The 22,561-nt window shown below is 73.1% G+C and carries 22 protein-coding genes; 11 read left to right on the forward strand and 11 right to left on the reverse strand.

Annotated features, from left to right (window positions below):
- The first annotated feature begins 29 nt into the window (after positions 1 to 29).
- From soxR to ACNHYB_RS10085, 3 genes are all read left to right on the forward strand, one after another.
- Positions 30 to 500, forward strand: coding sequence for a redox-sensitive transcriptional activator SoxR (gene soxR, locus ACNHYB_RS10075; RefSeq protein WP_418275208.1), 471 nt, complete (start codon positions 30 to 32; stop codon positions 498 to 500).
- A 199-nt stretch (positions 501 to 699) separates the two neighbouring features.
- Positions 700 to 1,380, forward strand: coding sequence for an SDR family oxidoreductase (locus tag ACNHYB_RS10080; protein WP_418275209.1), 681 nt, complete (start codon positions 700 to 702; stop codon positions 1,378 to 1,380).
- A gap of 156 nt (positions 1,381 to 1,536) precedes the next feature.
- Complete coding sequence (locus ACNHYB_RS10085; protein WP_418275210.1) at positions 1,537 to 3,276, forward strand: pyruvate dehydrogenase; 1,740 nt, start codon at positions 1,537 to 1,539, stop codon at positions 3,274 to 3,276.
- A 7-nt stretch (positions 3,277 to 3,283) separates the two neighbouring features.
- Here ACNHYB_RS10085 and ACNHYB_RS10090 read toward each other — a convergent pair whose 3' ends face one another.
- Together ACNHYB_RS10090 and hisC are read right to left on the reverse strand one after the other, a co-directional pair.
- Positions 3,284 to 3,520, reverse strand: coding sequence for a hypothetical protein (locus tag ACNHYB_RS10090; protein WP_418275211.1), 237 nt, complete (start codon positions 3,518 to 3,520; stop codon positions 3,284 to 3,286).
- Complete coding sequence (hisC, locus tag ACNHYB_RS10095) at positions 3,517 to 4,620, reverse strand: histidinol-phosphate transaminase (RefSeq protein ID WP_418275212.1); 1,104 nt, start codon at positions 4,618 to 4,620, stop codon at positions 3,517 to 3,519. The genes ACNHYB_RS10090 and hisC overlap by 4 nt, the downstream gene beginning before the upstream one ends.
- A 104-nt stretch (positions 4,621 to 4,724) precedes the next feature.
- On the opposite strand from hisC, the gene ACNHYB_RS10100 reads away from it, so the two are divergent.
- Complete coding sequence (locus ACNHYB_RS10100) at positions 4,725 to 5,117, forward strand: phage holin family protein (protein WP_418275213.1); 393 nt, start codon at positions 4,725 to 4,727, stop codon at positions 5,115 to 5,117.
- A 1-nt stretch (position 5,118) separates the two neighbouring features.
- Here ACNHYB_RS10100 and ACNHYB_RS10105 read toward each other — a convergent pair whose 3' ends face one another.
- Positions 5,119 to 6,723 (reverse strand): hypothetical protein, encoded by a 1,605-nt coding sequence (locus ACNHYB_RS10105; RefSeq protein ID WP_418275214.1) that lies wholly within the window; start codon positions 6,721 to 6,723, stop codon positions 5,119 to 5,121.
- The gene (locus tag ACNHYB_RS10110) at positions 6,720 to 6,998 is read right to left on the reverse strand and encodes a hypothetical protein (RefSeq protein ID WP_418275215.1); all 279 of its coding nucleotides are present in this window, start codon (positions 6,996 to 6,998) and stop codon (positions 6,720 to 6,722) included. Before ACNHYB_RS10110 ends, ACNHYB_RS10105 begins: the two co-directional genes overlap by 4 nt.
- Positions 6,999 to 7,147: 149 nt before the next feature.
- Between ACNHYB_RS10110 and purB the strand changes: the two genes are divergently transcribed.
- On the forward strand, positions 7,148 to 8,665 hold the full coding sequence (purB, locus tag ACNHYB_RS10115; RefSeq protein ID WP_418275216.1) for an adenylosuccinate lyase: 1,518 nt from the start codon (positions 7,148 to 7,150) through the stop codon (positions 8,663 to 8,665).
- Between the two features lie 137 nt (positions 8,666 to 8,802).
- Positions 8,803 to 10,455, forward strand: coding sequence for a glycoside hydrolase family 10 protein (locus ACNHYB_RS10120; protein ID WP_418275217.1), 1,653 nt, complete (start codon positions 8,803 to 8,805; stop codon positions 10,453 to 10,455).
- Between the two features lie 82 nt (positions 10,456 to 10,537).
- Here ACNHYB_RS10120 and ACNHYB_RS10125 read toward each other — a convergent pair whose 3' ends face one another.
- Positions 10,538 to 11,749 carry an SH3 domain-containing protein gene (locus tag ACNHYB_RS10125; protein ID WP_418275218.1) on the reverse strand — a complete coding sequence of 404 codons (1,212 nt, stop codon included), beginning with the start codon at positions 11,747 to 11,749 and terminating at the stop codon, positions 10,538 to 10,540.
- Positions 11,750 to 11,921: 172 nt separating this feature from the next.
- On the opposite strand from ACNHYB_RS10125, the gene ACNHYB_RS10130 reads away from it, so the two are divergent.
- Positions 11,922 to 13,520, forward strand: coding sequence for a Na+/H+ antiporter NhaC family protein (locus ACNHYB_RS10130; protein WP_418275219.1), 1,599 nt, complete (start codon positions 11,922 to 11,924; stop codon positions 13,518 to 13,520).
- On the opposite strand, the gene ACNHYB_RS10135 is transcribed toward ACNHYB_RS10130, so the two are convergent.
- Positions 13,498 to 14,334 (reverse strand): peptidoglycan-binding domain-containing protein, encoded by an 837-nt coding sequence (locus ACNHYB_RS10135; protein ID WP_418275220.1) that lies wholly within the window; start codon positions 14,332 to 14,334, stop codon positions 13,498 to 13,500. The genes ACNHYB_RS10130 and ACNHYB_RS10135 overlap by 23 nt on opposite strands.
- Before the next feature lie 126 nt (positions 14,335 to 14,460).
- On the opposite strand from ACNHYB_RS10135, the gene pgm reads away from it, so the two are divergent.
- On the forward strand, positions 14,461 to 16,143 hold the full coding sequence (pgm, locus tag ACNHYB_RS10140) for a phosphoglucomutase (alpha-D-glucose-1,6-bisphosphate-dependent) (protein ID WP_418275221.1): 1,683 nt from the start codon (positions 14,461 to 14,463) through the stop codon (positions 16,141 to 16,143).
- Positions 16,144 to 16,165: 22 nt separating this feature from the next.
- Here the strand turns inward: pgm and ACNHYB_RS10145 are convergent, their stop codons facing one another.
- The 3 genes from ACNHYB_RS10145 to ACNHYB_RS10155 all read right to left on the reverse strand — a co-directional run bounded on the left by ACNHYB_RS10145 (position 16,166) and on the right by ACNHYB_RS10155 (position 18,224).
- Positions 16,166 to 16,468 (reverse strand): GNAT family N-acetyltransferase, encoded by a 303-nt coding sequence (locus ACNHYB_RS10145; protein ID WP_418275222.1) that lies wholly within the window; start codon positions 16,466 to 16,468, stop codon positions 16,166 to 16,168.
- Between the two features lie 136 nt (positions 16,469 to 16,604).
- The gene (locus ACNHYB_RS10150; RefSeq protein WP_418275223.1) at positions 16,605 to 16,919 is read right to left on the reverse strand and encodes a GNAT family N-acetyltransferase; all 315 of its coding nucleotides are present in this window, start codon (positions 16,917 to 16,919) and stop codon (positions 16,605 to 16,607) included.
- Positions 16,920 to 17,057: 138 nt separating this feature from the next.
- Complete coding sequence (locus tag ACNHYB_RS10155; RefSeq protein ID WP_418275224.1) at positions 17,058 to 18,224, reverse strand: VIT1/CCC1 transporter family protein; 1,167 nt, start codon at positions 18,222 to 18,224, stop codon at positions 17,058 to 17,060.
- 188 nt (positions 18,225 to 18,412) lie between these two features.
- On the opposite strand from ACNHYB_RS10155, the gene ACNHYB_RS10160 reads away from it, so the two are divergent.
- Entirely contained in the window at positions 18,413 to 18,994 is a 582-nt protein-coding gene (locus tag ACNHYB_RS10160) for an RNase H family protein (protein WP_418275225.1), read from the forward strand.
- Between the two features lie 162 nt (positions 18,995 to 19,156).
- Here ACNHYB_RS10160 and ACNHYB_RS10165 read toward each other — a convergent pair whose 3' ends face one another.
- Positions 19,157 to 20,638, reverse strand: coding sequence for a flotillin family protein (locus tag ACNHYB_RS10165; protein ID WP_418275226.1), 1,482 nt, complete (start codon positions 20,636 to 20,638; stop codon positions 19,157 to 19,159).
- Between the two features lie 39 nt (positions 20,639 to 20,677).
- Positions 20,678 to 21,148 carry an NfeD family protein gene (locus ACNHYB_RS10170; protein WP_418275227.1) on the reverse strand — a complete coding sequence of 157 codons (471 nt, stop codon included), beginning with the start codon at positions 21,146 to 21,148 and terminating at the stop codon, positions 20,678 to 20,680.
- 111 nt (positions 21,149 to 21,259) lie between these two features.
- Here ACNHYB_RS10170 and ACNHYB_RS10175 point away from each other — a divergent pair, with 111 nt between their 5' ends.
- Positions 21,260 to 21,910 (forward strand): histidine phosphatase family protein, encoded by a 651-nt coding sequence (locus ACNHYB_RS10175; RefSeq protein WP_418275228.1) that lies wholly within the window; start codon positions 21,260 to 21,262, stop codon positions 21,908 to 21,910.
- A gap of 89 nt (positions 21,911 to 21,999) precedes the next feature.
- Complete coding sequence (locus tag ACNHYB_RS10180; RefSeq protein WP_418275229.1) at positions 22,000 to 22,530, forward strand: PH domain-containing protein; 531 nt, start codon at positions 22,000 to 22,002, stop codon at positions 22,528 to 22,530.
- The last annotated feature ends 31 nt before the right edge of the window (positions 22,531 to 22,561 follow it).

Below are 22,561 nucleotides of genomic sequence, written 5' to 3' on the forward strand. Positions count from 1 at the left end.
ACTTGAGGTCAAGCACGCAGGGAGAGCGGATGTCGGTCGAGCGCTACCTGACCATCGGCGACGTGTCGCGCCGCAGCGGGGTGGCGACGTCGGGCCTGCGGTACTACGAGTCGCTCGGCCTCATCGAGGCGACCCGGTCGGCGGGCAACCAGCGCCGCTACGAACGCACCGTGCTGCGCCGCGTCGCCTTCATCCGCACGGCGTCGCGGCTGGGCGTCTCCCTCGACGAGATCGGGGCCGCGCTCGCCACCCTGCCGGACGGCCGCACCCCGACCGCGGTGGACTGGGGGCGCATCTCCCGGTCGTGGCGCGGCCTGCTCGACGAGCGCATCGCCCGCCTCGAGGACCTGCGCGACCACCTCGACTCCTGCATCGGCTGCGGCTGCCTGTCCCTGGACCGCTGCGTGCTGCAGAACCCCGGCGACCGTGCGGCCACGCTCGGGCCCGGCGCCCGCTACCTGGAGGGGAACACGCCGTCCGACGTCGTAGCCTCGGGCTGAGCGGGGTGGGATTCGGGCCAGGGTGTGCTGGTGGACCAACAGGCGCCACGCCCCGTCGCACCGTTCACAGGTGCTGGCCAGCGTGGCCGAGTAGGTGTCCTGCCCACGGCGCCCGTCGAACCGGTGGACGACCGGCTGGCGCCCGCGCCCCGGGTGCGCGACGGTGGGAGGAGCAGTCCCGACGTCACGGAGGTCCGTCATGAAGGTCGTCGTCATCGGCGCGCTCGGCAAGGTCGCGCAGCTTCTCGTCCCGCTCCTGGCCGACGGGGGCAGCGGCCCCGCGGTCGAGGTCGTCGGCGCCGTGCGCAAGTCCGAACAGCTCGACCGTGTCGCCGACCTCGGCGGCGAACCGCTGCTGCTCGACGTCGAGCACGCCACCACCGACGAGATCGCCGCCGCGCTCGACGGCGCCGACGCCGTCGTCTGGACGGCCGGGGCCGGCGGCGGTTCGCCCGAACGGACCTACGCCGTCGACCGCGACGCCGCGATCCGCTCCATGGACGCCGCCGCCCAGGCGGGGGTGCGCCGGTACGTCATGGTGTCCTTCGTCGGCGCCGTCCCGGACCACGGCGTCCCGGAGGACTCCAGCTTCTTCCCGTACGCGGAGGCCAAGCTCGCCGCCGACGACCACCTGCGCGGCACCGCGCTGGACTGGACGATCCTCGGCCCCGGCACGCTCACCGACGGGCCGCCCACCGGACGGATCCGCGTCCTGGGCCCCGACGAGCGCCTCGAGCGCGGCGGACCCTCGGAGGTGCCGCGCGCCGACGTCGCCCAGGTCGCGGCCGCCGTGCTGCGGATCCCGGAGACGGTCGGGGAGTTCGTCCGGTTCACCACGGGAGACGAGCCGATCCCGGCGGCGCTGCGCGACCTGTCCTAGCGAGCGGTCCGTCGTCGGCGGCCGGCGCCTCCATCGTCCCGAACGATGCGGCGTACTCGGCGGCGTGACCGGCACCACCGCCGCAGCGCGCGCGCCCGGCGCGATCCGGGGGCAGGGTGGAAGGACCGACGTCCCCACCCCCTGGAGGTCCCCGCCATGGCCCGCACCGTCGCCGAACACCTCGTCGACCAGCTCGTCGCCGCCGGCGTCGAACGCATCTACGGCATCGTCGGGGACTCGCTGAACCCCGTCGTGGACGCCGTGCGTCGCACCGACGGCATCGACTGGGTGCACGTGCGCCACGAGGAGGCCGCAGCGTTCGCCGCCGCGGCCGAGGCGGAGGTGACGGGCAGGTTGGCGGTCTGCGCCGGGTCGTGCGGCCCCGGCAACCTGCACCTCATCAACGGCCTGTACGACGCGAACCGCTCCGGCCTGCCGGTCCTGGCGATCGCCTCGCACATCCCCAGCCCGCAGATCGGCACCAAGTTCTTCCAGGAGACTCACCCGGACCGCCTGTTCAACGAGGCGTCCGTGTTCTCCGAGATGATCTCCACGGCCGCGCAGCTCCCGCGCGTCACCCGTTCGGCGATCCAGCACGCGCTGGCCGCACCGGGCGTCGCCGTCCTCACCCTGCCCGGGGACGTCGCCGACCAGGAGGTGCCCGACGACGACGCACCCGTCCTCATCCCCGGCGCCTGCCCGGCGCGGGTCGTCCCGCACGACGCGGACGTCGCCGCCCTGGCCGAGGCCGTCAACGCCGCCCGCAAGGTCGCCCTGTTCGTCGGCGCCGGTGCCCGCGGCGCCCGCGACGAGGTGCTCCAGCTCGCCGACCTCGCGGCCGCGCCCGTCGGCCACTCGCTGCGCGGCAAGGAGATCATCCAGTACGACAACCCCCACGACGTCGGCATGTCGGGACTGCTCGGGTACGGCTCCTGCCACGAGGCGATCCACTCCGCGGACCTGCTGATCCTGGTCGGCACGGACTTCCCGTACGACTCGTTCCTGCCCGCCGACGTCCCCACCGCGCAGATCGACATCGACGCCTCGCACCTGGGCCGCCGCACCCGCCTCGACATCCCCGTGCACGGCGACGTCGGCGAGACGCTGCGGCTGCTGAACCCGCGCATCGAGCGCAAGGACGACCGCAAGTACCTGCGCTCCATGGTCACCAAGCACGCCAGGTCGATGACCAAGGTGGTCGGCGCGTACACCCGCAACGTGGAGAAGCACACGCCCGTCCACCCCGAGTACGCCGCGGTGCAGCTCGACGAGGCGGCCGCGCACGACGCCGTGTTCACCGTGGACACCGGCATGAACAACGTGTGGGCCGCCCGCTACCTCACCCCCAACGGGCAGCGACGCGTCATCGGGTCGTTCATCCACGGCTCGATGGCGAACGCCCTGCCGCACGCGATCGGCGCGTCGATGGCGCAGCCGGGCCGCCAGGTGGTGGCGCTCGCCGGGGACGGCGGGTTGTCCATGCTGCTCGGCGAGCTCATCACGGTGCGCGCCTACGACCTGCCGGTGAAGATCGTCGTGTTCAACAACGCGACCCTCGGCATGGTGAAGCTGGAGATGCTGGTCGAGGGGCTGCCGTCCTACGGCACGGACTCCCCGGAGGTGGACTACGCGGCGATCGGGTCCGCCGTCGGCATCCCGTCCACGCGGGTCACCAAGCCGAAGGACCTCGCCAGGGCGTTCACGAGCGCGTTCGCGGCCGACGGCCCCGCACTGGTGGAGGTCATGACCGACCCGCGGGCGCTGTCCATCCCGCCGTCGATCACGACCGGCCAGGTGCGGGGGTTCGCGACCGCGATGACGAAGGAGATCCTGGGCGGCGGCATGGGCGAGGTCATGTCGATGGCGCGCTCCAACCTGCGCAACCTGCCGCGCTGAGCCGCCGTCAGTCGGGCTCGGTCGAGGCCGCCATCGCGGCGACCAGGGCGTCGGCGGGGTCCTGGGCGTCCATCGCGGCGAAGTCCTCCTCGTCGAGCGAGCCGATCTGGCGTCGAGCACCTCGGGTGGTTCGTCGCCCAGGACGCAGTCGTCGCCGCTCAGCCGGGGCGACGCCGCTGACCATGCGGGTCGGCACGTCGGCGCGGGCGTTCGCACGCGAGCCGGCCGGAGGGCGGACGGTCACCGCCAGGTCCGGGCGAGGTCGAGGAACGCGTCGTTCGCGGCGACCTCGCCGATGCTGACGCGGACGCCCTCGCCCGCGAAGGGCCGCACGAGCACCCCGGCGGCGGCCGCGGCGGCGGCGAGCTCCGTCGTCCGCTCCCCGGTGGCCAGCCACACGAAGTTGGCGTGCGTGGCGGGCACGTCCCAGCCCTGCTCGCGCAGCACGTCCCGCACACGGGTGCGCTCGGCGACGAGCGCGTCGACGTGCTGGGTCATCTCGGCCTGGGCGGGCGGCTGCAGGGCGGCGACGGCTGCCCGCTGGGCGAGGTGGTTGACGCCGAACGGGGTGGACGTGGCCCGGATCCCGGCGGCGAGCCGCGGCTCCGCGAGCGCGTACCCGACGCGCAGCCCCGCCAGCCCGTACGCCTTCGACAGGGTGCGCAGCACGACGACGTTCGGGTGGTCGCGCAGCACGGCGAGCGCGTCGGGCGCCTGCGGGTCGCGGACGAACTCCAGGTAGGCCTCGTCGACGACGACGAGGACGTCGTGCGGCACGGCGGCGAGGAACACGTCGAGCTCGTCGGCGTGGACGACGGGCCCGGTCGGGTTGTTCGGCGTGCAGACGAGCACGACGCGGGTGCGCTCGGTGACGGCGGCGGCCATGCCGGGCAGGTCGAGGCGGCCGTCGGCGCCCACGGGCACCGTGACCGCGGTGCCGCCCGCGACGGCGGTGATGATCGGGTACGCCTCGAAGGAGCGCCACGGGAACAGCACCTCGTCGCCCGGCTCCACGACGGCCTCCAGGACGTGCTGGAGCACGGCGACCGAGCCGTTGCCGACGACGACCTGCGCGGGGTCCACCCCGACGAACCCGGCGATCGTCTCCACCAGCTCGGTGGCGTACATGTCCGGGTAGCGGTTCGCGTCGGCGGCCGCGGACTGGATCGCGGCGAGCACCGACGTCAGCGGCGGGTACGGGTTCTCGTTCGACGACAGCTTCCACGCCTGACCGTCCGGGCGAGCCCCCGGCACGTAGGCGGGCAGCGCCGCGACGGCGGCGCGCAGCGGGACGGTGGACGACGACGCAGGCTCAGTGGTGCTCACAGCCGTCAAGGATGCCATCGACCGCCCGGGCGGCGTGATCCTGGCGTCCGCCACGTCGTCGAACGGGACGAACCGCGCGTTTCCGGTGTCCTCGGAGGTCCGCCCGTGCCACGATGTGGCGCATGAACTTCATCCTGCGTGTCGTGGCCACAGGGCTCGCACTGTGGCTGTGTGACCTGATCTTCGACAGCGTCGTCATCTACCCCACTGACGACGTCCTCTCCTACATCCTCGGCCTGCTCGGCGTCTCCTTGATCTTCGCGCTGGTCAGCATGATCGTGAAGCCGATCGTCACGGTCCTGTCGATCCCGCTCCTGGTGCTCACGCTCGGGCTGTTCTACCTGCTCATCAACGCCTTCATGCTGTGGATCACCACGTGGCTGACCGGTCAGGACTGGCTGGGTCAGTGGGGCCTGCAGATCGACGGCGACTTCTGGTGGTACCTGTGGGTCGCCCTCATCCTGGCGATCCTGCAGGCGCTCGTCGGCCTCGTCATCCCCGACAAGAAGGCCTGACTCACCCGTCGTCCTGGTGAACGCGCCGGATCCGGTAGTACCGGGTCTCGGCGCGTTCGCCGTCCAGGTGCTCCTCGATCCGGGCGGTGACGGCGGCGACCTGCACGCTGCCGGCACCGCGGGCCGCCTGCAGCGTGCGCAGGTGGGTGGCGACCTGGTGGGCGGCGCTGACGCTGCCCGACGCCGCGACGTCGGCGGGCACCCCCGAGCCGGCGAGGCGCCGCCCGACGGTCACCCGGTCCACCGTGGCCGGGTTCTCGGCGCTGGAGCGTCCGTCGAGCGGTGAGACCAGCTCCTCGGTGTTCTCCAGGTGCAGCACCGGCACGCCGGGCGGGGTGCGGAACGTCGCCGTCGGCGAACCGGCGGTCACGACGCCGCCGAGCCGGTGCCGACGCCGGAACCACGGCGACGACGCGAGCGACGTCGCCGCGAGACCGCCCAGGGAGTGCCCCACCAGCACCACCGGCTCGTCCGGTTCGGCGCCGGCGTCCGCGAGCGCCTGCGCCACCCCGGTGGCGACGTCGCCGATCTCCCGGGCCATCAGGTCGAGGTCGGTGTCGACGTCGAACGGGTGGCTCAGCGACAGCAGGTCCTGGGTCCCGGGGACGACGACGAGCCACGACACGGACCCGTCGGCGTCGACGGTCTTCTGCACGGCGACGGTGCCTTCCGGCGCGCCGGGCACCTCACGACCCGGGACGCCGTTGCCGGCCGGGTAGAGGTCGGCGGTCCGGGCGACCGCCTCGGCCACCTCCTGGGCGGGCCGGTCCGACCAGCGGGGTGCCGCGGCGGTGAACTCGCCGGGGGCGACCGGTTCGATCTCGACGACGGAGTCGGGCAGCACGCTCTCGACGGCGGTGGACAGCACCCTGGCCCCTCCGGTGACGGACACGTCCCCGCCCGCGGCCGCCGACGCCCCGAGCGCCACCCCGACCCCGGCGCCCGCGATCGCCTCGTCCGCGTACGGCGCCACCGTGCGCAGCAGACCGCCCAGGGGCCCGGGCTCCTCCGCGACGGCGGACCCGGTGGGCGCCGGCGCAGCGGTCGCAGTACCAGCGGTCGCAGTACCAGCGGTCGCCCGCCCTCCGACGTCAGGGTCGTCCTCGCCGGTCACCAGCAGGGTGAGCGCAGCCTTGCCGTACAGCCGGGGCAGGTGCCCGACGGCGGGATGGTCGACCACGGTGGTGACGGCGAACGCCAGCGTGCCGGTGGCCACGGTCACGACTCCGCCGACGATCGTCTCGGCCGTCGACTCGGCGTGCTGGTGGAGGCCGGCGGCGAGGAGCAGCCGCTCGGACAGCGTCGTGCAGTGGCGGGCGTGCCGACCGAGGGCGTCGGCGGACTCGGCGGCGAGCGTGCGTGCCCACCGCAGCCGGCCGACCCTGCCGGGGTCGACGTCGCCCCAGGGCGCTGGGGCCCACACCGCCCGGTCCAGTGCTCCGCGTGCGGCCAGGCAGGCCCCGGTCGCCACCCCCAGCGCGGTGGCGGCGGCGGCGAGCCGGAGCGCCGCGGACCGCACCTGGTCGCCGTCCACCCGGGACACCGCCGGTCCCCCGACGACGACGAGCGTGTCGCGGGGGTCGCGCCCGCTCACCGCCGCGCTCACGACTCGCACGACCGCGTCACGAGGAGCGCCTGGTCCAGGGCGGCGCTGTCGGCGTCGAGCCCGCCGAGCAGCCGGGAGATCTCGGCGCGGCAGGCGTCGGCGGCGCTCGACTCCCACCCGAGGCGGGTCGCGAGGCGCAGGGTGTCGGTGGCGGCGTCCAGCTCTCGGCGCGCGGAGACGAGGTGCGCGGCGGCGACGGCGGTCTCGGTGGTCGCCAGCGCGGGCACCTGCGGACCCGCACCGGGCGGCGTGGTGGACGTGGTGGGCATGCTCATGACCGGGGACGCTAGGCGCGGCCGCCCCGGCGTCGTCGTGGAGCGGCGACGACCTGTGGACGAGCGGGCCCTGGGGTCGCCCGGGAGCGCGGTCGTCGTGCGCCCCCGCCCCCGGACGGCCTCGTGCCTCCGTGGTGTCGCGTGGGAGAATGCCGCACGTGACCTCCACCTCGCCGCAGCCCTCGTCCGCCGTGCCCGCCGCACCCGCAGCCGACCAGCCCCGGGTGAACCTCGCCGACGTCACCCCGCCGATCGCGCTCGGCCCGCTCGACGGCCGCTACCGCGGCGCGGTCGCCCCGCTGGTCGACCACCTCAGCGAGGCCGCGCTGAACCGGGCCCGCATCCAGGTCGAGGTCGAGTGGCTGATCGTGCTGTGCAACGGCACCGGCGACGTCGCCGGCCCCGTGGTCCCGGGCGCCCCGATGCTCACCGACGCCGAGATCGCCTACCTGCGCCGGATCCCCGCGACCTTCGGCGCGGACGAGATCGCCGAGCTGGCCGCGATCGAGAGCGAGACGGTGCACGACGTCAAGGCCGTGGAGTACTTCATCAAGCGTCGCCTGGCCGCCGACGTCGCGAGCGCCGCGCTGGGCGGGACGTCGCTGCCCGCCGCGAGCGAGCTCGTGCACTTCGCCTGCACGTCGGAGGACATCAACAACCTCAGCTACGCGCTGATGGTGCGCGGCGCCGTCGTCGACGTGTGGCTGCCCGCCGCGACCGCGCTGGGCGACCAGGTCGCCGACATGGCGCGCGAGCACGCCGCGGTGCCGATGCTGAGCCGCACCCACGGCCAGCCGGCCACGCCCACCACGATGGGCAAGGAGCTCGCGGTGCTCGCCCACCGCCTGCGCCGCCAGCTGCGCCGCGTCGCCGGGGCGGAGTTCCTCGGCAAGCTGAACGGCGCCACGGGGACGTACGGCGCGCACAGCGTGGCCGTGCCGGGCACCGACTGGCCGGCCGTCTCCCGCGCGTTCGTGGAGCACCTGGGCCTCACGTGGAACCCGTTGACCACGCAGATCGAGTCCCACGACTGGCAGGCGGAGGTCTACGCGGACGTCGCGCGCTTCAACCGGATCCTGCACAACCTCGCGACCGACGTGTGGACGTACATCTCGCTGGGCTTCTTCCGGCAGATCCCCGTGCCGGGCGCCACCGGCTCCTCGACGATGCCGCACAAGGTCAACCCGATCCGGTTCGAGAACGCCGAGGCGAACCTCGAGATCTCCTGCTCGCTGCTGGACACGCTGTCGGCGACGCTCGTGACCAGCCGCCTGCAGCGCGACCTCACCGACTCCACCACGCAGCGCAACATCGGCCCCGCGTTCGGCCACTCGCTGCTCGCGATCGACAACGTGCGCCGCGGCCTGAACGCCCTCGCGGTGGACGCCGACCTCATGGCCGCCGACCTCGACGCCAACTGGGAGGTGCTGGGCGAGCCGGTGCAGTCCGCGATGCGCGCCGCCTCCGTGGCGGGGGTCGAGGGCATGGAGAACCCGTACGAGCGTCTCAAGGAGCTGACCCGGGGTCAGCGCGTCGACGCCGCCCGGATGCGGGAGTTCGTCGCCGGCCTGGGCCTGCCCGACGACGTCGCCGCGCGCCTCGCCGACCTCACGCCCGCCACCTACACCGGCGTCGCGGCGAGCCTCGTCGAGGACCACCTGGCCTGACCGTCCCCTGACCGGGCGCGGCGGGCGTCCCACCCTGCCGAGGGGCCTCGTCCGCGCCCAGGTGTGAAGAATCTCTTCCTTGTCAGCATGGTTTGTGAAATTCTGTTCCACACCTACCGTCTGACGAAGGACACGCAATGACGCTCCCTGTCGCCCCGTCCGGCATCGAACCGGCCGCTCCACCCGACGTCCAGGGCCTCGGCCGGCGCGGATTCCTCACCCTCGCCACCGCCGGCGTCGCCGGCTCCGCACTGACGGTCACCGTCGGATCCATGGCCCCCGCGGCCGCCGCCACAGCCACCGGCACCGGCACCGACGCCGACGCCGCGTCGGGCCCCCGCAAGCGCGAGCTGCGCGCCATGTGGATCGCGTCCGTGGTGAACATCGACTGGCCGTCACGCACCGGCCTCAGCGCCGACGAGCTCAAGGACGAGTACCGCCACTGGCTCGACGTCGCCGTCCGGTTCCGTCTCAACGCCGTCTTCGTGCAGGTGCGGCCCACCGCCGACGCGTTCTGGCCCAGCCCCTACGAGCCCTGGTCCGAGTACCTCACCGGCACCCAGGGCCAGGACCCCGGCTTCGACCCGCTCGAGTTCATGGTCGCCGAGACCCACGCCCGCAACCTCGAGCTGCACGCCTGGTACAACCCCTACCGCGTCTCCATGCAGTCCGACCCGACCCGCCTCGTGGCCGAGCACCCCGCCCGCCGGCACCCCGACTGGGGGTGGGAGTACGGCGGCAAGCTCTACTTCGACCCCGGCAAGCCCGAGGCCCGCGAGCACATCTACCTCGCGATCCTCCACAGCGTCGGGCACTACGACCTCGACGGCGTGCACTTCGACGACTACTTCTACCCCTACCCCGTGTCCGGGCAGGAGATCCCCGACGCCGACACCTACGCCACCTACGGCGCCGGGTTCGCCGGCATCGAGGACTGGCGCCGCCACAACGTCGACACGTTCGTCCGCGAGATGTCCGTGCGCATCAAGCAGATCAAGCCGTGGGTCAAGTTCGGCATCAGCCCGTTCGGCATCTGGCGCAACGCGTCCACCGACCCGCGCGGCTCCGACACCGCGGGCACCCAGAGCTACGACGCCCAGTACGCCGACACCCGGCGCTGGGTGCTCGAGGGCTGGCTCGACTACGTCAACCCGCAGATCTACTGGCAGATCGGGCTCGCCGTCGCGGACTACGCCGCGCTCGTGCCGTGGTGGGCGGACGTCGCGTCCCGCTCGAACACGCACCTGTACATCGGGGAGGCCCTGTACAAGGTCACCTCCGGGGTGTTCACCGACCCCGCGGAGCTGTCGAACCACCTCGACCTCTGCCACGACGTCACCGCGCAGGGCACGCCCGTGCACGGCAACGCCTGGTACTCCGCCAAGCACCTCCCGCAGGACGTGGGCGGCGCGATGTCGCAGGTCCTCGCCGACCACTACTCCCGGCCCGCCCTCGTGCCCGTGGTCCCCGGCCTGCCCGGCACCGCCGTGCGGCCGCCGGTCCTGGCCCGCGCCACGCACACGGGTGACGGCGTCGCCCTGCGCTGGCTCGACGCCGCGCCGCTACGAGCTCGCGCGACGTCGTTCGCCGTCTACCGGACCGACGGCCACCGCAAGCACGTCGACGTCGACGACGCCACGCATCTCGTCGCCACGGCCCGGACCCGAGGCGGGGTGGTGCAGGAGCTCGTCGACACCACGGCGGAGCCCGGCACCGACTACACCTACGTCGTCACCGCACTGGACAGGGTGTGGAACGAGTCCGACCCCAGCCACGTGCGGCACGCCTGACACGTTCGGCGACGGCGCGGCGCCCGCCCGGCGTCGCGCCGTCGCTCGTCAGGGCTGTTCGCTCGTCAGGGCTGTTCGCTCGTCAGGGCTTGTCGGACGTCAGGTACCTGGACGCGACGTAGCCGACCTTCGACCCCCGCTGCACCTTGATCCAGCCGTTCGACATGGTGGCGAGGTGCTTGACGCGCATGTCGCGCTCCAGGGTGCGGATCTTGTCGGACGACGTCGACGGCCCCTTGCGCAGCTGCAGCTTGGAGACGTCGACCCACGAGTACGTGCTGCCGGAGGAGTTGCGCACCACCTGCGCGCCGTCCTTGGTGTCCGAGATGTAGCGGGCGTGCACCCACCCGTTGGTGCTGCCGTACCGCACGCGCTGCCAGCTGCCCTTGATCTCGCGCAGCATGGTGAGGCGCGCGTCGGCGGGCAGCCTGCGCACCACGCGGGACGACGTCGTCGCCTTGGACCGCATGTTCAGCGTCGTCAGCGTGTAGCGCGTCCCCTGGGAGGTGTACGACGGCGAGACGTAGTCGCGGTGCACCCAGCCGGTCTTCCCGGAGCGGGTCACCTTGCGCCACTCGCCCGACCCGGCTCCCGGCTTGCCCGTGATCCTCACGTTCGACTGCAGGGTCCGCAGGGTCGCGTACCCGGTGCCCGGGCCGGAGCGCAGCCGCACCTTGCCGGCCGTGTAGTACGAGCACGACGACGGCGTGGACCGCGTGTAGTTGCGCACCGACCGCTTGGTCAGGTCGACGCCCTGCCCCTTGAGGAACGACAGCGGGTCGACGGTGGAACCCTTGCCGTACCCGCCCTTCCAGATCTCCAGGTGCAGGTGCGGGGACGACGAGGTGCCCGTCGAGCCGACGTCGGCGATGTGCTGGCCCTTCTTGACCGTCTGGCCGACCTTGACGCGCTTGTCCCCGTCGAGGACGTGGGCGTACAGCGAGGAGTAGGTGGTCCCGCCGATCGTGTGGTCGATGACGACCCACTGCCCGAACCCGCGCACGGCACCCGCCTTGGTGACCTTCCCCTTGGCGATCGCCCGCACGTCCGTCCCGCTGCCGGCACCCATGTCCTGGCCGAGGTGGAACGTGGACGAGGACCGCACCGGCATGCACCGCGGTCCGTAGTACGAGGACAGCACGTAGGTGTCGTCGGCGAGGGGTGGGGTGACGACGGTCGCCGCCTGGGCGGGCGCTGCCGCGACCACGGCCGCGACACCTCCGCCCACGGTGAGTGCCGCCGTCGTCAGCGCGGCGACGAACGCCCGGCCTGCTCCTGCTCGGATCCGTCCCATGATGCGGCCTCTCGTGTGCTCACGGTGGGTGCGGACCGCGGCGTCCGCCCCCAGCACGGTAAGTCGCCTCGCACAACAGCGCGCGGTGAACGGTCGCGCCGCAGGTCGTCGGGATGCCGGGAGCCGCGTCGCCCCCTAGCGTCGTGCCCAACGTGACCTGCGGAGGCCGTCCATGATCGAGAGCTACCCGATCCTCACCCTCGTGCCGCCCGTGCTCGCGATCGCCCTGGTCATCGTCACGAAGAAGGTGCTCGTCAGCCTCGGTGCGGGGGTGCTGGCCGCGGCGCTGCTCATCGCGGACCTCGCCCCGGTCGAGACGCTGCGCCTCGTGTGGGAGGCGTTCGCGGGGATCTTCTGGGACTTCGAGGCGGGGGCGGTCAACACCTGGTACGTCTACATCCTGGCGTTCACGCTGATGCTGGGGGTCATCGCGGCGTTCATCATGATGTCGGGCGGCACGGCAGCGTTCGCCGACTGGGCGGTGCACCGCATCCGCACCCGCCGCGGCGCACAGCTCCTGCCCGCCATCATGGGCATCGTCATCTTCATCGACGACTACTTCAACGCCCTCGCCGTCGGGCAGGTCGCCAAGCCCGTGACGGACCGGCACCGGGTGGCGCGCGCGAAGCTCGCCTACATCATCGACTCCACGTCGGCGCCCGTCGCCGTCCTCGCACCCTTCTCCAGCTGGGGCGCGTACATCATGGGCATCCTCGCGCCCATCATCGCCGCCTCCACGCTGGGCACGTCCAGCGTGCAGGCGTTCCTCGGCGCGGCCGCCAACAACTTCTACGCGATCGCGGCGGCGGTGACGGTGTGGCTGGTGGTCGCGCTGCGGCTCGACGTCGGTCCGATGCGCCGCGAGGAGCGGCGCGCCGTCGAGCACGGACGGACGTTCAGCGACGACGCCACCGTGCCCGGCCAGCTCTCCGAGGACCTGCCGGTGCACGAGCCGGGCGCCAAGCGCGCACTGTTCGTGCCGTTCGCCCTGCTGGTCGTCGGCGTCTTCGCCGGCATCGTGTGGACGGGCTACGACGTCGCCCGGTCCTGGTCGGTGGTGGACATCCTCACCGAGACCGACACCAGCGCCGCGCTCATGGTCGGCGGGATCCTCGGCCTGGCGGCCGCGATCTACTACTACCTGCGGTACACGACGCCGAACCCGGAGTTCTCGGCACGCCACTTCGGCCAGGGCTGGGTCGAGGGCTTCCGGGCGATGTGGCCCGCCGTGAGCATCCTCGTGCTCGCCTGGATGCTCACCGGGCTCATCGAGCAGCTCGGCACCGGGGAGTACCTCGGCGGGCTCGTCGAGGACGCCTCCCTCTCCCCCGCCTGGCTGATCCCCGTGATCTTCCTGCTCGCCGGTGCGATGGCGTTCGCCACGGGCACCTCGTGGGGGTCGTTCGCGCTGCTGCTGCCCCTCGTGGGCGGCATCATGAACGCCGTCGGCGAACCCGACCTGCTGCTCCCGGCGCTGGGTGCGGTCCTCGCGGGCGCCGTGCTCGGCGACCACGTCTCCCCCATCAGCGACACCACGATCCTGTCGTCCACCGGTGCCGGCTGCGACGTCATCGTGCACGTCCTCACCCAGCTGCCGTACGCGGGCGCCGCCGCCCTGGCGGCCCTGTGCGGCTACGTCGCGCTCGCCCTCGGGGCGGGCACCGCCGTCGGGCTGCTCGTCACGCTCGGGGTGCTCGTCGCGATCGTCCTCGTGGCCCGCGCCCTGCGCGGGCCCGTCGAGGCGGACGTCAGTCGAACAGCCGCTGCGTGAGGGTGAACCAGGTGATCGGCCCCACCACGCCGTCCGACGGCGGGGCGAACGTCGACTGGAAGCCCCGCACGGCCGACTCCGTCGCCGGGCCGAACACGCCGTCGACCGTGACGCCGAGCAGCACCTGCACGGCACGGACCGCCTGACCGTCGTCACCGCGCCGCACGGTGACGATCAGCTCCGGCCAGTCGAGCTGGCCCACCGTGGTGCTGACGAACCGGGCCCGCAGGCCCTGCTGGAACAGCCGCACGGCCTCGCCGCTCGCCGGACCGAACACGCCGTCCACGACGATGTCCGCACCGTGCGCGCGCAGCAGGTGCTGCGCCGGACGGACCCGCCAGTTGTCCTCCTGGCGGGAGCCCACCTTGACCAGCGGCCACGGGCGCGGACCCGGCACCAGCGTGCTGAGGAACGACCAGGTCTCCCGACCGGCGACCCCGTCGATCGTCAGACCCCACGACTCCTGGAAGAACCGCACCCGCTGCGCCGTACGCGCACCGAAGTGCCCGTCCACGACGAGCTCGGGGTCGCCCGGCGACCGGACCAGCCCGAACTGCTGCACGGCGCGGACCGCCTCCCCGGTGTCGCCCTGCCGTGCCGGCACCACCACGCCCGGCCAGGTGCGCGGACCCACCACGCCGTCGACGTCCAGGCCGTTCGACTCCTGCCACGTCCGCACCGCGGCACGGGTCTGCGGCCCGAACACCCCGTCCACGGACACCGTGTGCCCGTGCCGGCGCAGCAGGTGCTGCAGCCCCGCCACCGCGGGGCCCTCGTCCCCGGTCCCGACCGTGGACCACGGTTCGACGTTCATGGCTCCCCCTCCGACGGACCTGGATCCGACGTCTCGCAGACAGGGAGCGGCCGCGACCGGTCGCTGATACCGGGCGCCGGTGGACGAGGGGGCGACACACCCGCCCGGGGCTGGCAGGATCGAACCATGCACCCTCGCGCCGGTCAGGTAGCCCTCCCCGAAGACCTCATCGACGTCGACCAGGTGGTCGGCGCGTACTACGACCGCACCCCCGACGTCGACGACCCCGCCCAGCAGGTCGTCTTCGGCACGTCCGGGCACCGCGGGTCGTCCTTGGACGGTGCCTTCAACGAGGCGCACATCGCCGCCATCACCCAGGCCATCGTCGAGTACCGGGCCTCCCAGGGCACCGACGGTCCGCTGTTCATCGGCCGCGACACCCACGCCCTGTCGCTGCCGGCCTGGCAGACGGCCCTGGAGGTCCTCACCGCCGCCGGCGTCACCGTCATGATCGACGCCCGCGACTCGTACACCCCGACCCCCGCCGTGTCGCAGTCGATCCTCGTGCACAACGGGGCCGCCACCGACGAGGGCGTCCGCACCACCGGGCCGGGCCTGGCCGACGGGATCGTCGTCACGCCGTCGCACAACCCGCCCCGCGACGGCGGCTTCAAGTACAACCCGCCGCACGGCGGCCCCGCCGGCTCCGAGGCGACCGGCTGGATCGCCGACCGCGCGAACGAGATCCTGCGTGGCGGCGGGCTCGCGTCGGTGCGCCGCGTCTCCCTCGACGAGGCGCTGGCCGCCGACACGACGCACCGCCACGACTTCCTGACCACCTACGTGGACGACCTGGCCAACGTGCTCGACCTGGAGGCGATCCGCACGGCGGGCGTGCGCATCGGCGCCGACCCCCTCGGCGGGGCCGCCGTGGAGTACTGGGGCGCGATCGGCGAGCGCTACGGGCTGGACCTCACCGTGGTGAACCCCCAGGTGGACCCGCGCTGGGCGTTCATGACGCTGGACACCGACGGCAAGATCCGCATGGACTGCTCGTCGCCGAACGCGATGGCGTCCCTGGTGCAGCAGATGCGGCCCGACGGCGGCACCGCGCCCTACGACGTCGCCACCGGCAACGACGCGGACTCCGACCGGCACGGCATCGTCACGCCGGACGCCGGGCTGATGAACCCGAACCACTACCTGGCCGTGGCGATCCAGTACCTGTTCGGCGGCGCGCGTCCCGACTGGCCCGCGGGTGCGGCGATCGGCAAGACGCTCGTGTCCTCGGCGCTCATCGACCGGGTCGCCGCGGGGCTCGGGCGGACCCTCACCGAGGTGCCCGTCGGGTTCAAGTGGTTCGTGCCCGGCCTGCTGAACGGTGCGATCGGCTTCGGCGGCGAGGAGTCCGCGGGCGCCTCGTTCCTGCGTCTCGACGGGCGCGTGTGGTCCACCGACAAGGACGGCCTGCTCCTGGCGCTCCTCGCCTCCGAGATCATCGCCACCACGGGCAAGACCCCGTCGCAGCACCACGCCGAGCTGGTGGAGCGTCACGGCGAGTCCTGGTACGCCCGCGTGGACGCGCCGGCGTCGCGCGACGAGAAGGCGAAGCTCGCGGCCCTGTCGCCCGACCAGGTCACCTCCACGACCCTGGCCGGCGCGGAGATCACGGCGCGGCTCACCGAGGCGCCCGGCAACGGCGCCAAGGTCGGCGGGCTGAAGGTGACGACGTCGGACGCGTGGTTCGCGGCGCGGCCGTCCGGCACCGAGGACGTGTACAAGATCTACGCCGAGTCGTTCGTGTCCGCCGACCACCTGGCGCAGGTGCAGGACGAGGCCAAGCAGGTCGTCGGCGACGCGCTCGCCTGATCGGCGGGCTCGTCCGGGCCGGTCAGCGACCGGCGAGCAGGTCCTGGTGCTCCGGGTGGCGGTCGAGGTAGGCCGCGATGAAGCTGCACTGCGCCACGACCTGCTCGCCGGCGTCCCGCACGGCACCGAGCGCTCCCTCGGCGAGCGCCGAGCCGATGCCCTGGCCCTCGAGGTCGGGCGAGACCTCGGTGTGCGTGAACGTGACGACGCCGTCGCTGCGCTGGTAGTACGCGCCCCCGGCCTCGGTGCCGTCGTCGAGCAGGGCGAGGAAGGCGTGGCGTTCCTGGTCGTCGCGGACGGTCACCGCGGGGCGTGAGTCGGTCATCTACCCATCGTGCCCGCTCCGGGCCCAGGCGGCCAGCACAGCGCTGCCGCGGGACGCCGTCGTGCCGGGTGCTGCGGGGCCCTGCACGGGTGCTGCGGGGCGCTGCACGGGGGTACGGCGGGGTCGTGCTGGGGCGCTACGGCGTCGTGGCGAGCACGTCGTGGTACTCGGGGCGCCGGTGGATCCACTGCTCGACGTACCAGCACTCGGGTCGGACGCTGGATCCTTCGGCGCGAGCGTCGTCCACGGCACGGTGCGTGAGGGCGTCGGCCACCCCGTGCCCGCGGAACTCCGGCAGGACCACCGTGTTGGTGATCGTGACGGTCCGGTCGTGGCGGTCGTAGCGAAGGAAGCCGACGACCGCCCCGACGTCGTCCGTCCCGGGCGCGACCGCTTCGTAGCGGCCACGGTCGGGCACGTGGCGGATCTCGACGTCGAAGGGACCAGTCATCTCAGGCAATCTACCCCGACATCGTGCACTCGGCCGCCGAGCCCCCTGCGCCCTGCCGCCTCGTGCTCCTCCACGCTCTCCGACCGCACAGGGCGACGCAAGCGTTGCGGGAGGATTTCACCCGGGAGCCAGACGCCGTCACGCCACCGTTGTACCGAGCAGAAGCCCCAGGACGTACGTGGCGGCGGCGGCGCCGAACCCGATGGCGAGCTGGCGAGCCGCCCGCGTGACGGGCGACGTACCCGACAGCAGGCCCGTCACGGCGCCGGTCACGGCGAGGCAGAGGCCCACCAGGACGCAGGCGAGCACCACCGCGCCCGTGCCGCTCATCCCGAACAGGTAGGGCAGCACCGGCACGAGCGCGCCCGAGCCGAAGAAGCAGAAGCTGGAGACCGCCGCGCCCCACGCCGTGCCGTGGGTCTCCAGGTCGTCGACGGCGCCGTCGACGTCGCCGTCGGCGTCGGGCGCACCCGTCCCCGCCTCGGGGTCGTGGACGGCCGAGCCCAGGTCGCCCACCTCCACCACACCGGTGGCGGCGAGGCGCTGCAGGACCTGGTCGGCACGTTCCTCCGCCTCCGCCGCGGCCATGCCGCGCGCCCGGTAGACGAGCGCGAGCTCGTTCGCGTCCACGTCGAGGTCCGGCAGCGCACGGTCCGTCGCCGGGTCGGGTGTCGACGCCTGCAGCAGCTCCCGCTGGGAACGCACGGACACGAACTCGCCGGCGCCCATCGACAGGGCGCCGGACAGCAGACCGGCCAGGCCGGTGAGCAGGATCGTCCCCGAGGCGACCCCGGACGCGCCGATGCCGAGCACGAGCGCCAGGTTGGACACCAGGCCGTCGTTCGCCCCGAAGACGGCGGCGCGGAACGTGCCGGACATCCGGTTGCGTCCCCGCGTGGCCAGGCTCCGGACGACCTCCTCGTGGATCTGCTCGTCCGCCGCCATCCGCGCGGTCGCGTGCTCGTCGTCGCCGTAGACGGAGCGCGACTCCGCCCGCTGGACGAGCGCGAGGACGAACACCCCGCCGAACCGCCGTGCCAGGTAGGCCAGGAACCGGGTCCGCAGGTCGCCGCGCAGCGGCATCCCGACGTCGTCGCCGAGCAGGTCGAGCCAGTGCTGCTCGTGCCGCTTCTCCGCGGCTGCGAGCGCCAGCAGGATCTCGCGTTCCTCCCCCGTGCGGCGTGAGGCGAGGTCACGGTAGACGGCCGCCTCGGCCCGTTCGGCCGCGAGGTAGCGTCGCCACCGGCGGATCTCGGCGCCGGTGGGCGCGGGCGTGCCGCCCTCGTGGCCGTGTGTCGCGTCCATGGCCTCCATCCTGGCCGGATCGGCGGGTCTGCGGGTTCCGGGGCGCGACCAGCCGGGTTGCGCGCAGTCCCAGCCGAGATTTCGGTCGTCCGTAGGCAGACAGTTCATCCCGATGTCACCGTCACGGTGCACAATGGGGCCGTCGCCCGACCAGGCGATGGACTCCGCGGACTCCGAGGGACACCGGCGTGATCATTGTCAGCACCGACGGCACCGGCCTGCACGACACCGGCGACGCGATCGGATGGGCCTGGGTCGCCCACGGCTCCGGCCGTATCGACTCGGGCGGCGCGACCCTGGGCACGGCTCAGGTCGCCGAGCTCGTCGCGCTGCGTGAGGCCGTCGAGGCCCACCCCGGCGACGAGCCGCTCTTCGTCGAGTCCACCTCCCAGTACGCGATCCGCTGCGCCTCCGAGTGGTTGGAGACCTGGAAGGACAACGGCTGGCGGACGCCGTCGGGCGGGGCCGTGCAGCACCTCGCCGAGCTGCAGGCCCTGGACGCCGCCATCGCCGACCGGAGCGGACCGGTGCGGTTCCGCTGGGTGCGGGGCCACGTGGACAGCCCGTTCACCCAACGTGCCCGTGAGCTCGCCGGTCTCGCCGCCCAGGACTGGGCCGCCGGTCGCGGCGACCTCGAGGGGACTCTGCTCGCCGCCGACGACGGTGGCACGCAGGACGACCGGACGCGCGAGGCGGTCGGGGCCCGTGCGGGCCGGGCGGACCCGCCGACGTCCGGCCCGAACTGGGAGCTCGGCACGCTCTTCGACTGACTGAGCCGCTGGACCCCTGAGGCGTCGTGGCCTGAGCCTGATCCCTGAGGCTCCCCGTCCCGCGAGGCGACCCGCGCGACGCGCTGCCCCCCGCCACGACCGGCCCGGTGCGACCGCCGGACGGGCGGGACCGGCCGCCGACCGCCGGGCCCGGGCGGTGCGTCAGTGGGAGGACGCGCCGTTCGAGGCGGAACCGTTCGAGGTGCTCGTGGGCACCGCGGCGGGCACCTCCTTGGCGGCCAGCCCGGAGATGAGCTGGTTGATGTCCATGCCGGTCAGCTCCTTGATGACGGCCTGCCCCTCGCCGAGGACGCTGGAGACGTTCTTGGTGATGGCGGACGCTCCGTCGGTCGAGACGACCGTCATGCCCTGGATGGAGGCGATGGGCTCGGCGGCGGCGCGCACGATGTCGGGCAGACGCTCGATGAGCTCCTGCACGAGCGCGGCCTCGCCGTACTTCTTGAGCGCCTCCGCCTTGAGGTCGGTGGCGACGGCCTCGGCGCGACCCTCTGCCTCGGTCGCGGCGGCACGCGCCTCGCCCTCGGCACGGATACCGGCGGCGTGGGCCACCTGGCGGTCGCGCTCGGCCTCACCGGCGCGGCGGACGGCCTCGGCGGACGCCTCGGCGTCCTGGATGGCGGCCCGCTTGTTGGCCTCGGCGATCGTGGTGCGCTTGAAGGCGTCGGCCTCCGTCGCGGCGTTCTGCGAGTCGCGGCGGGCGTTGGCGTCCTGCACCTCGGCGTAGGCCTTGGCCTCGGCGGGCTTGCGGACCTCGATGTCGAGGCGCTCCTGCTCCACGCGGGCCTTCTCGGAGAGGGCTTCGCGCTCCTGCTGCGCCACGAGGCGGTCCTGCTCGGCGCGGGCGAGCTGGCCGGCGGCCTCCGCCTCCGCCTGGGCACGGTCGGTCTCGGCCTTGATGGACGACTTGCGCAGGTCGAGGGCCTTCTGCCGCTCGGCGATCTGCTCGGCGGCCTCGATGACGGCGAACTCGGACGCCCGGCGGGCCTCCGCCTCGGACACCTCGGCGACCTGGCGGGCGCGGGCGGACTCGGCGCGACCGAGGTTGGCGAGGTAGTCCGATCCCGGCGTGGAGATGTCGGAGATGTTGAGGATGTCGACCTGCAGACCCTGCTCGGCGAGGTCCCGCTTGGTGGACTCCACGACACGGTCGGACAGACCCTTGCGGTCGGAGATGATCTCCTCGATCGTCATGTCCCCGACGATGGAGCGCAGCGATCCCTCCAGGGACTCCGCGATGATCTCGGTCAGGAGCTCCTGCTGGGACAGGAAGCGCTGTGCGGCGCGCCGCACGCCCTCCTCGTCGCCACGGACCTTGAAGTTGATCGACGCCTTGATGGCGATCTTGATGCGCTTGGAGTCCACGCCCTCGACGGTGATGCCGATCTGACGCTGCTCGAGCGAGATGGCAAAGCCCTGCTGGAGGATCGGCCAGACGAACGTGCGGCCGCCGATGACGACCTTCTGGCCGGTCTCGTCCTTGCGGCCGGCCCCACGGCCGACGATGACGAGGGCCTGGTTCGGGGGGACGCGCCGGATGCGCTGGGCGACGAAGATGCCGATCGCCAGGAAGGCGACGACGATGGCGGCCACCGCGAGGGTGGTCACGAAGGATGAGTCGGTCATGGGGTGCGCGGGTGCGCGTCCTCTCTCGTGGTGCGGACGTCAGGCCTCGGGCCGGTACGGACCGACCCGGACGCTGTTGGGCTTGTGCTCGAGCACGACGACGCGGGTCCCGGCGGTGATCGGCTCGAGGGACCAGGCGAGGCGGCGCTCGAGCTCCGTGACCGCGTCGAGGGACACCTCGCCGGCCGACTGCGTGATGTCGGTGACGGCCGTGCCCTGCACGCCGACGAGGTCGACGTGGGCGTTGTCGTCGGAGGCGGAGATCCGCCGGATCATGAGCTGGGCCACGAGGACGGCGGCCAGGCCCACGACCGCGGAGGAGACGTAGGCGATCCACAGGTCGAGGCCGTTGGCCGTGACGATCGCCCCGACCGCGCCGAACACGACGGCACCCACTCCGAGCGACGTGCCGGAGAGCGCGCCGTCACCGAGGTCGACGAGGTCACCGACGACGAGCGAGACCACCAGCAGGACGAGGCCGATGGTGCCGATGAGGGCGAAGACGAGCACGAGAACTCCGAACGTGGGTGATGGCGCCGCGCGCAATGTGACAAGAGTGTGAAGAATGCCATATGTCCGGTCCCGCATGTCAGTGGCTCCGTCATGCGGGACGATCGACGGATGAACAGGCCACCGCTCGCCCTCACCTCCGACGGCCCTGCGCTCGTGCTGCTGCGTCACGGCGACACCGAGTGGGCGCTCGCCGGCCGCCACACCGGGCGCACCGACGTCCCGCTCACGGCCGACGGCGAGGCCCAGGCCGAGGCCGCCGGACGTCGTCTCGCCGGGCTCACGCCCCGCGCCGTCCACGTGTCGCCGCTGGTGCGCGCACGGCGCACCGCCGAGCTCGCCGGGTTCGGGACCGCCGTCGTCGACGACGACCTGGCCGAGTGGGACTACGGGCCCGTCGAGGGCCGCACGTCGGCCGAGGTCGCCGACGCGACCGGCCGCCCCTACGAGATCTTCCGGGACGGCGTGCAGGTCCTGCCGGTGCCCGACGGCGGTTCGGCGGGCGAGACGCTCGCCGACGTCCGTGCCCGCACCGAGCGGTTCCTCGCCAGGGTGCGGCCGACGCTCGACGACGCCGGGCCGGTGCTCGTCGTCGCGCACGGGCACCTGCTGCGCGTCCTCGCGACGGCGTGGCTCGCCGTCGAACCCACCTTCGGGGCCCACCTGGAGCTGGGGTGCGCCGCGATCAGCGTGCTCGGCACGTCCCACGACCTGCCCACGATCGACGTGGAACCTGGCGGACCACTGACGGGCGGCCGGTGAACACTGCCGCGCCACCTGCCGGGCCGCCTGCCCCGCACGCGGGCTGCGGCATCTGTCCGCGGGTCGGTCACCGGTGCAAAGATGCTGCCATGGCGCTGAACGAGAAGAACCTCACCGACGGCGAACGGGTCGTCATGGAGCTGCGCGAGCACCCGAAGGCCCTCGTGTGGCCGATCGTGGTGCTCATCGCCGTGCTGATCACGGCCGTGGTGGCGGGCATGCTGATTCCCGAGGGGCCTGGCCGGTGGGTCGCCTGGGTGGTGCTCGCCGTCGTCGCCGTGGTGTGGGTGTTCGTGCCGTGGCTGCGGTGGCGCAGCACCTCGTTCTCGGTGACCACGCAGCGCATCGCCATGCGTTCGGGGGTGTTCACGCGGATCGGTCGCGACATCCCGCTGTACCGCATCAACGATGTCTCGATGGAGATGGGACTCATCGACCGCATGTTCGGGTGCGGCACCCTCGTCGTGTCGGACGCCACCGAGAAGGCCGGGATGAAGCTCCCCGACGTGCCCGACGTCGAGAGTGTCCACCGGGAGCTGCAGGAACTGCTCTTCCGTGCGGACGACGGCTCCGACGACGGCGAGTGGCCGCCGACCGAGCCGCCGCGCCGACGGCGTTGAGTGGACGGCGTTGAGTGGACGGCGTCGAGTG

This window comes from Isoptericola jiangsuensis (assembly GCF_048320105.1).
Taxonomy (GTDB): Bacteria; Actinomycetota; Actinomycetes; order Actinomycetales; family Cellulomonadaceae; genus Isoptericola; species Isoptericola jiangsuensis_A.

Coding starts and splice junctions, on each gene's coding strand:
- ACNHYB_RS10150 (WP_418275223.1), bottom strand. CDS start 16,919: ATGACTGGTCCCTTCGACGTCGAGATCCGCCACGTGCCCGACCGTGGC.
- ACNHYB_RS10130 (WP_418275219.1), top strand. CDS start 11,922: ATGATCGAGAGCTACCCGATCCTCACCCTCGTGCCGCCCGTGCTCGCG.
- ACNHYB_RS10180 (WP_418275229.1), top strand. CDS start 22,000: ATGGCGCTGAACGAGAAGAACCTCACCGACGGCGAACGGGTCGTCATG.
- pgm (WP_418275221.1), top strand. CDS start 14,461: ATGCACCCTCGCGCCGGTCAGGTAGCCCTCCCCGAAGACCTCATCGAC.
- ACNHYB_RS10165 (WP_418275226.1), bottom strand. CDS start 20,638: ATGACCGACTCATCCTTCGTGACCACCCTCGCGGTGGCCGCCATCGTC.
- ACNHYB_RS10145 (WP_418275222.1), bottom strand. CDS start 16,468: ATGACCGACTCACGCCCCGCGGTGACCGTCCGCGACGACCAGGAACGC.
- ACNHYB_RS10100 (WP_418275213.1), top strand. CDS start 4,725: ATGAACTTCATCCTGCGTGTCGTGGCCACAGGGCTCGCACTGTGGCTG.
- ACNHYB_RS10125 (WP_418275218.1), bottom strand. CDS start 11,749: ATGGGACGGATCCGAGCAGGAGCAGGCCGGGCGTTCGTCGCCGCGCTG.
- purB (WP_418275216.1), top strand. CDS start 7,148: ATGCCGCACGTGACCTCCACCTCGCCGCAGCCCTCGTCCGCCGTGCCC.
- ACNHYB_RS10080 (WP_418275209.1), top strand. CDS start 700: ATGAAGGTCGTCGTCATCGGCGCGCTCGGCAAGGTCGCGCAGCTTCTC.
- hisC (WP_418275212.1), bottom strand. CDS start 4,620: ATGGCATCCTTGACGGCTGTGAGCACCACTGAGCCTGCGTCGTCGTCC.
- soxR (WP_418275208.1), top strand. CDS start 30: ATGTCGGTCGAGCGCTACCTGACCATCGGCGACGTGTCGCGCCGCAGC.
- ACNHYB_RS10120 (WP_418275217.1), top strand. CDS start 8,803: ATGACGCTCCCTGTCGCCCCGTCCGGCATCGAACCGGCCGCTCCACCC.
- ACNHYB_RS10110 (WP_418275215.1), bottom strand. CDS start 6,998: ATGAGCATGCCCACCACGTCCACCACGCCGCCCGGTGCGGGTCCGCAG.
- ACNHYB_RS10175 (WP_418275228.1), top strand. CDS start 21,260: ATGAACAGGCCACCGCTCGCCCTCACCTCCGACGGCCCTGCGCTCGTG.
- ACNHYB_RS10155 (WP_418275224.1), bottom strand. CDS start 18,224: ATGGACGCGACACACGGCCACGAGGGCGGCACGCCCGCGCCCACCGGC.
- ACNHYB_RS10135 (WP_418275220.1), bottom strand. CDS start 14,334: ATGAACGTCGAACCGTGGTCCACGGTCGGGACCGGGGACGAGGGCCCC.
- ACNHYB_RS10085 (WP_418275210.1), top strand. CDS start 1,537: ATGGCCCGCACCGTCGCCGAACACCTCGTCGACCAGCTCGTCGCCGCC.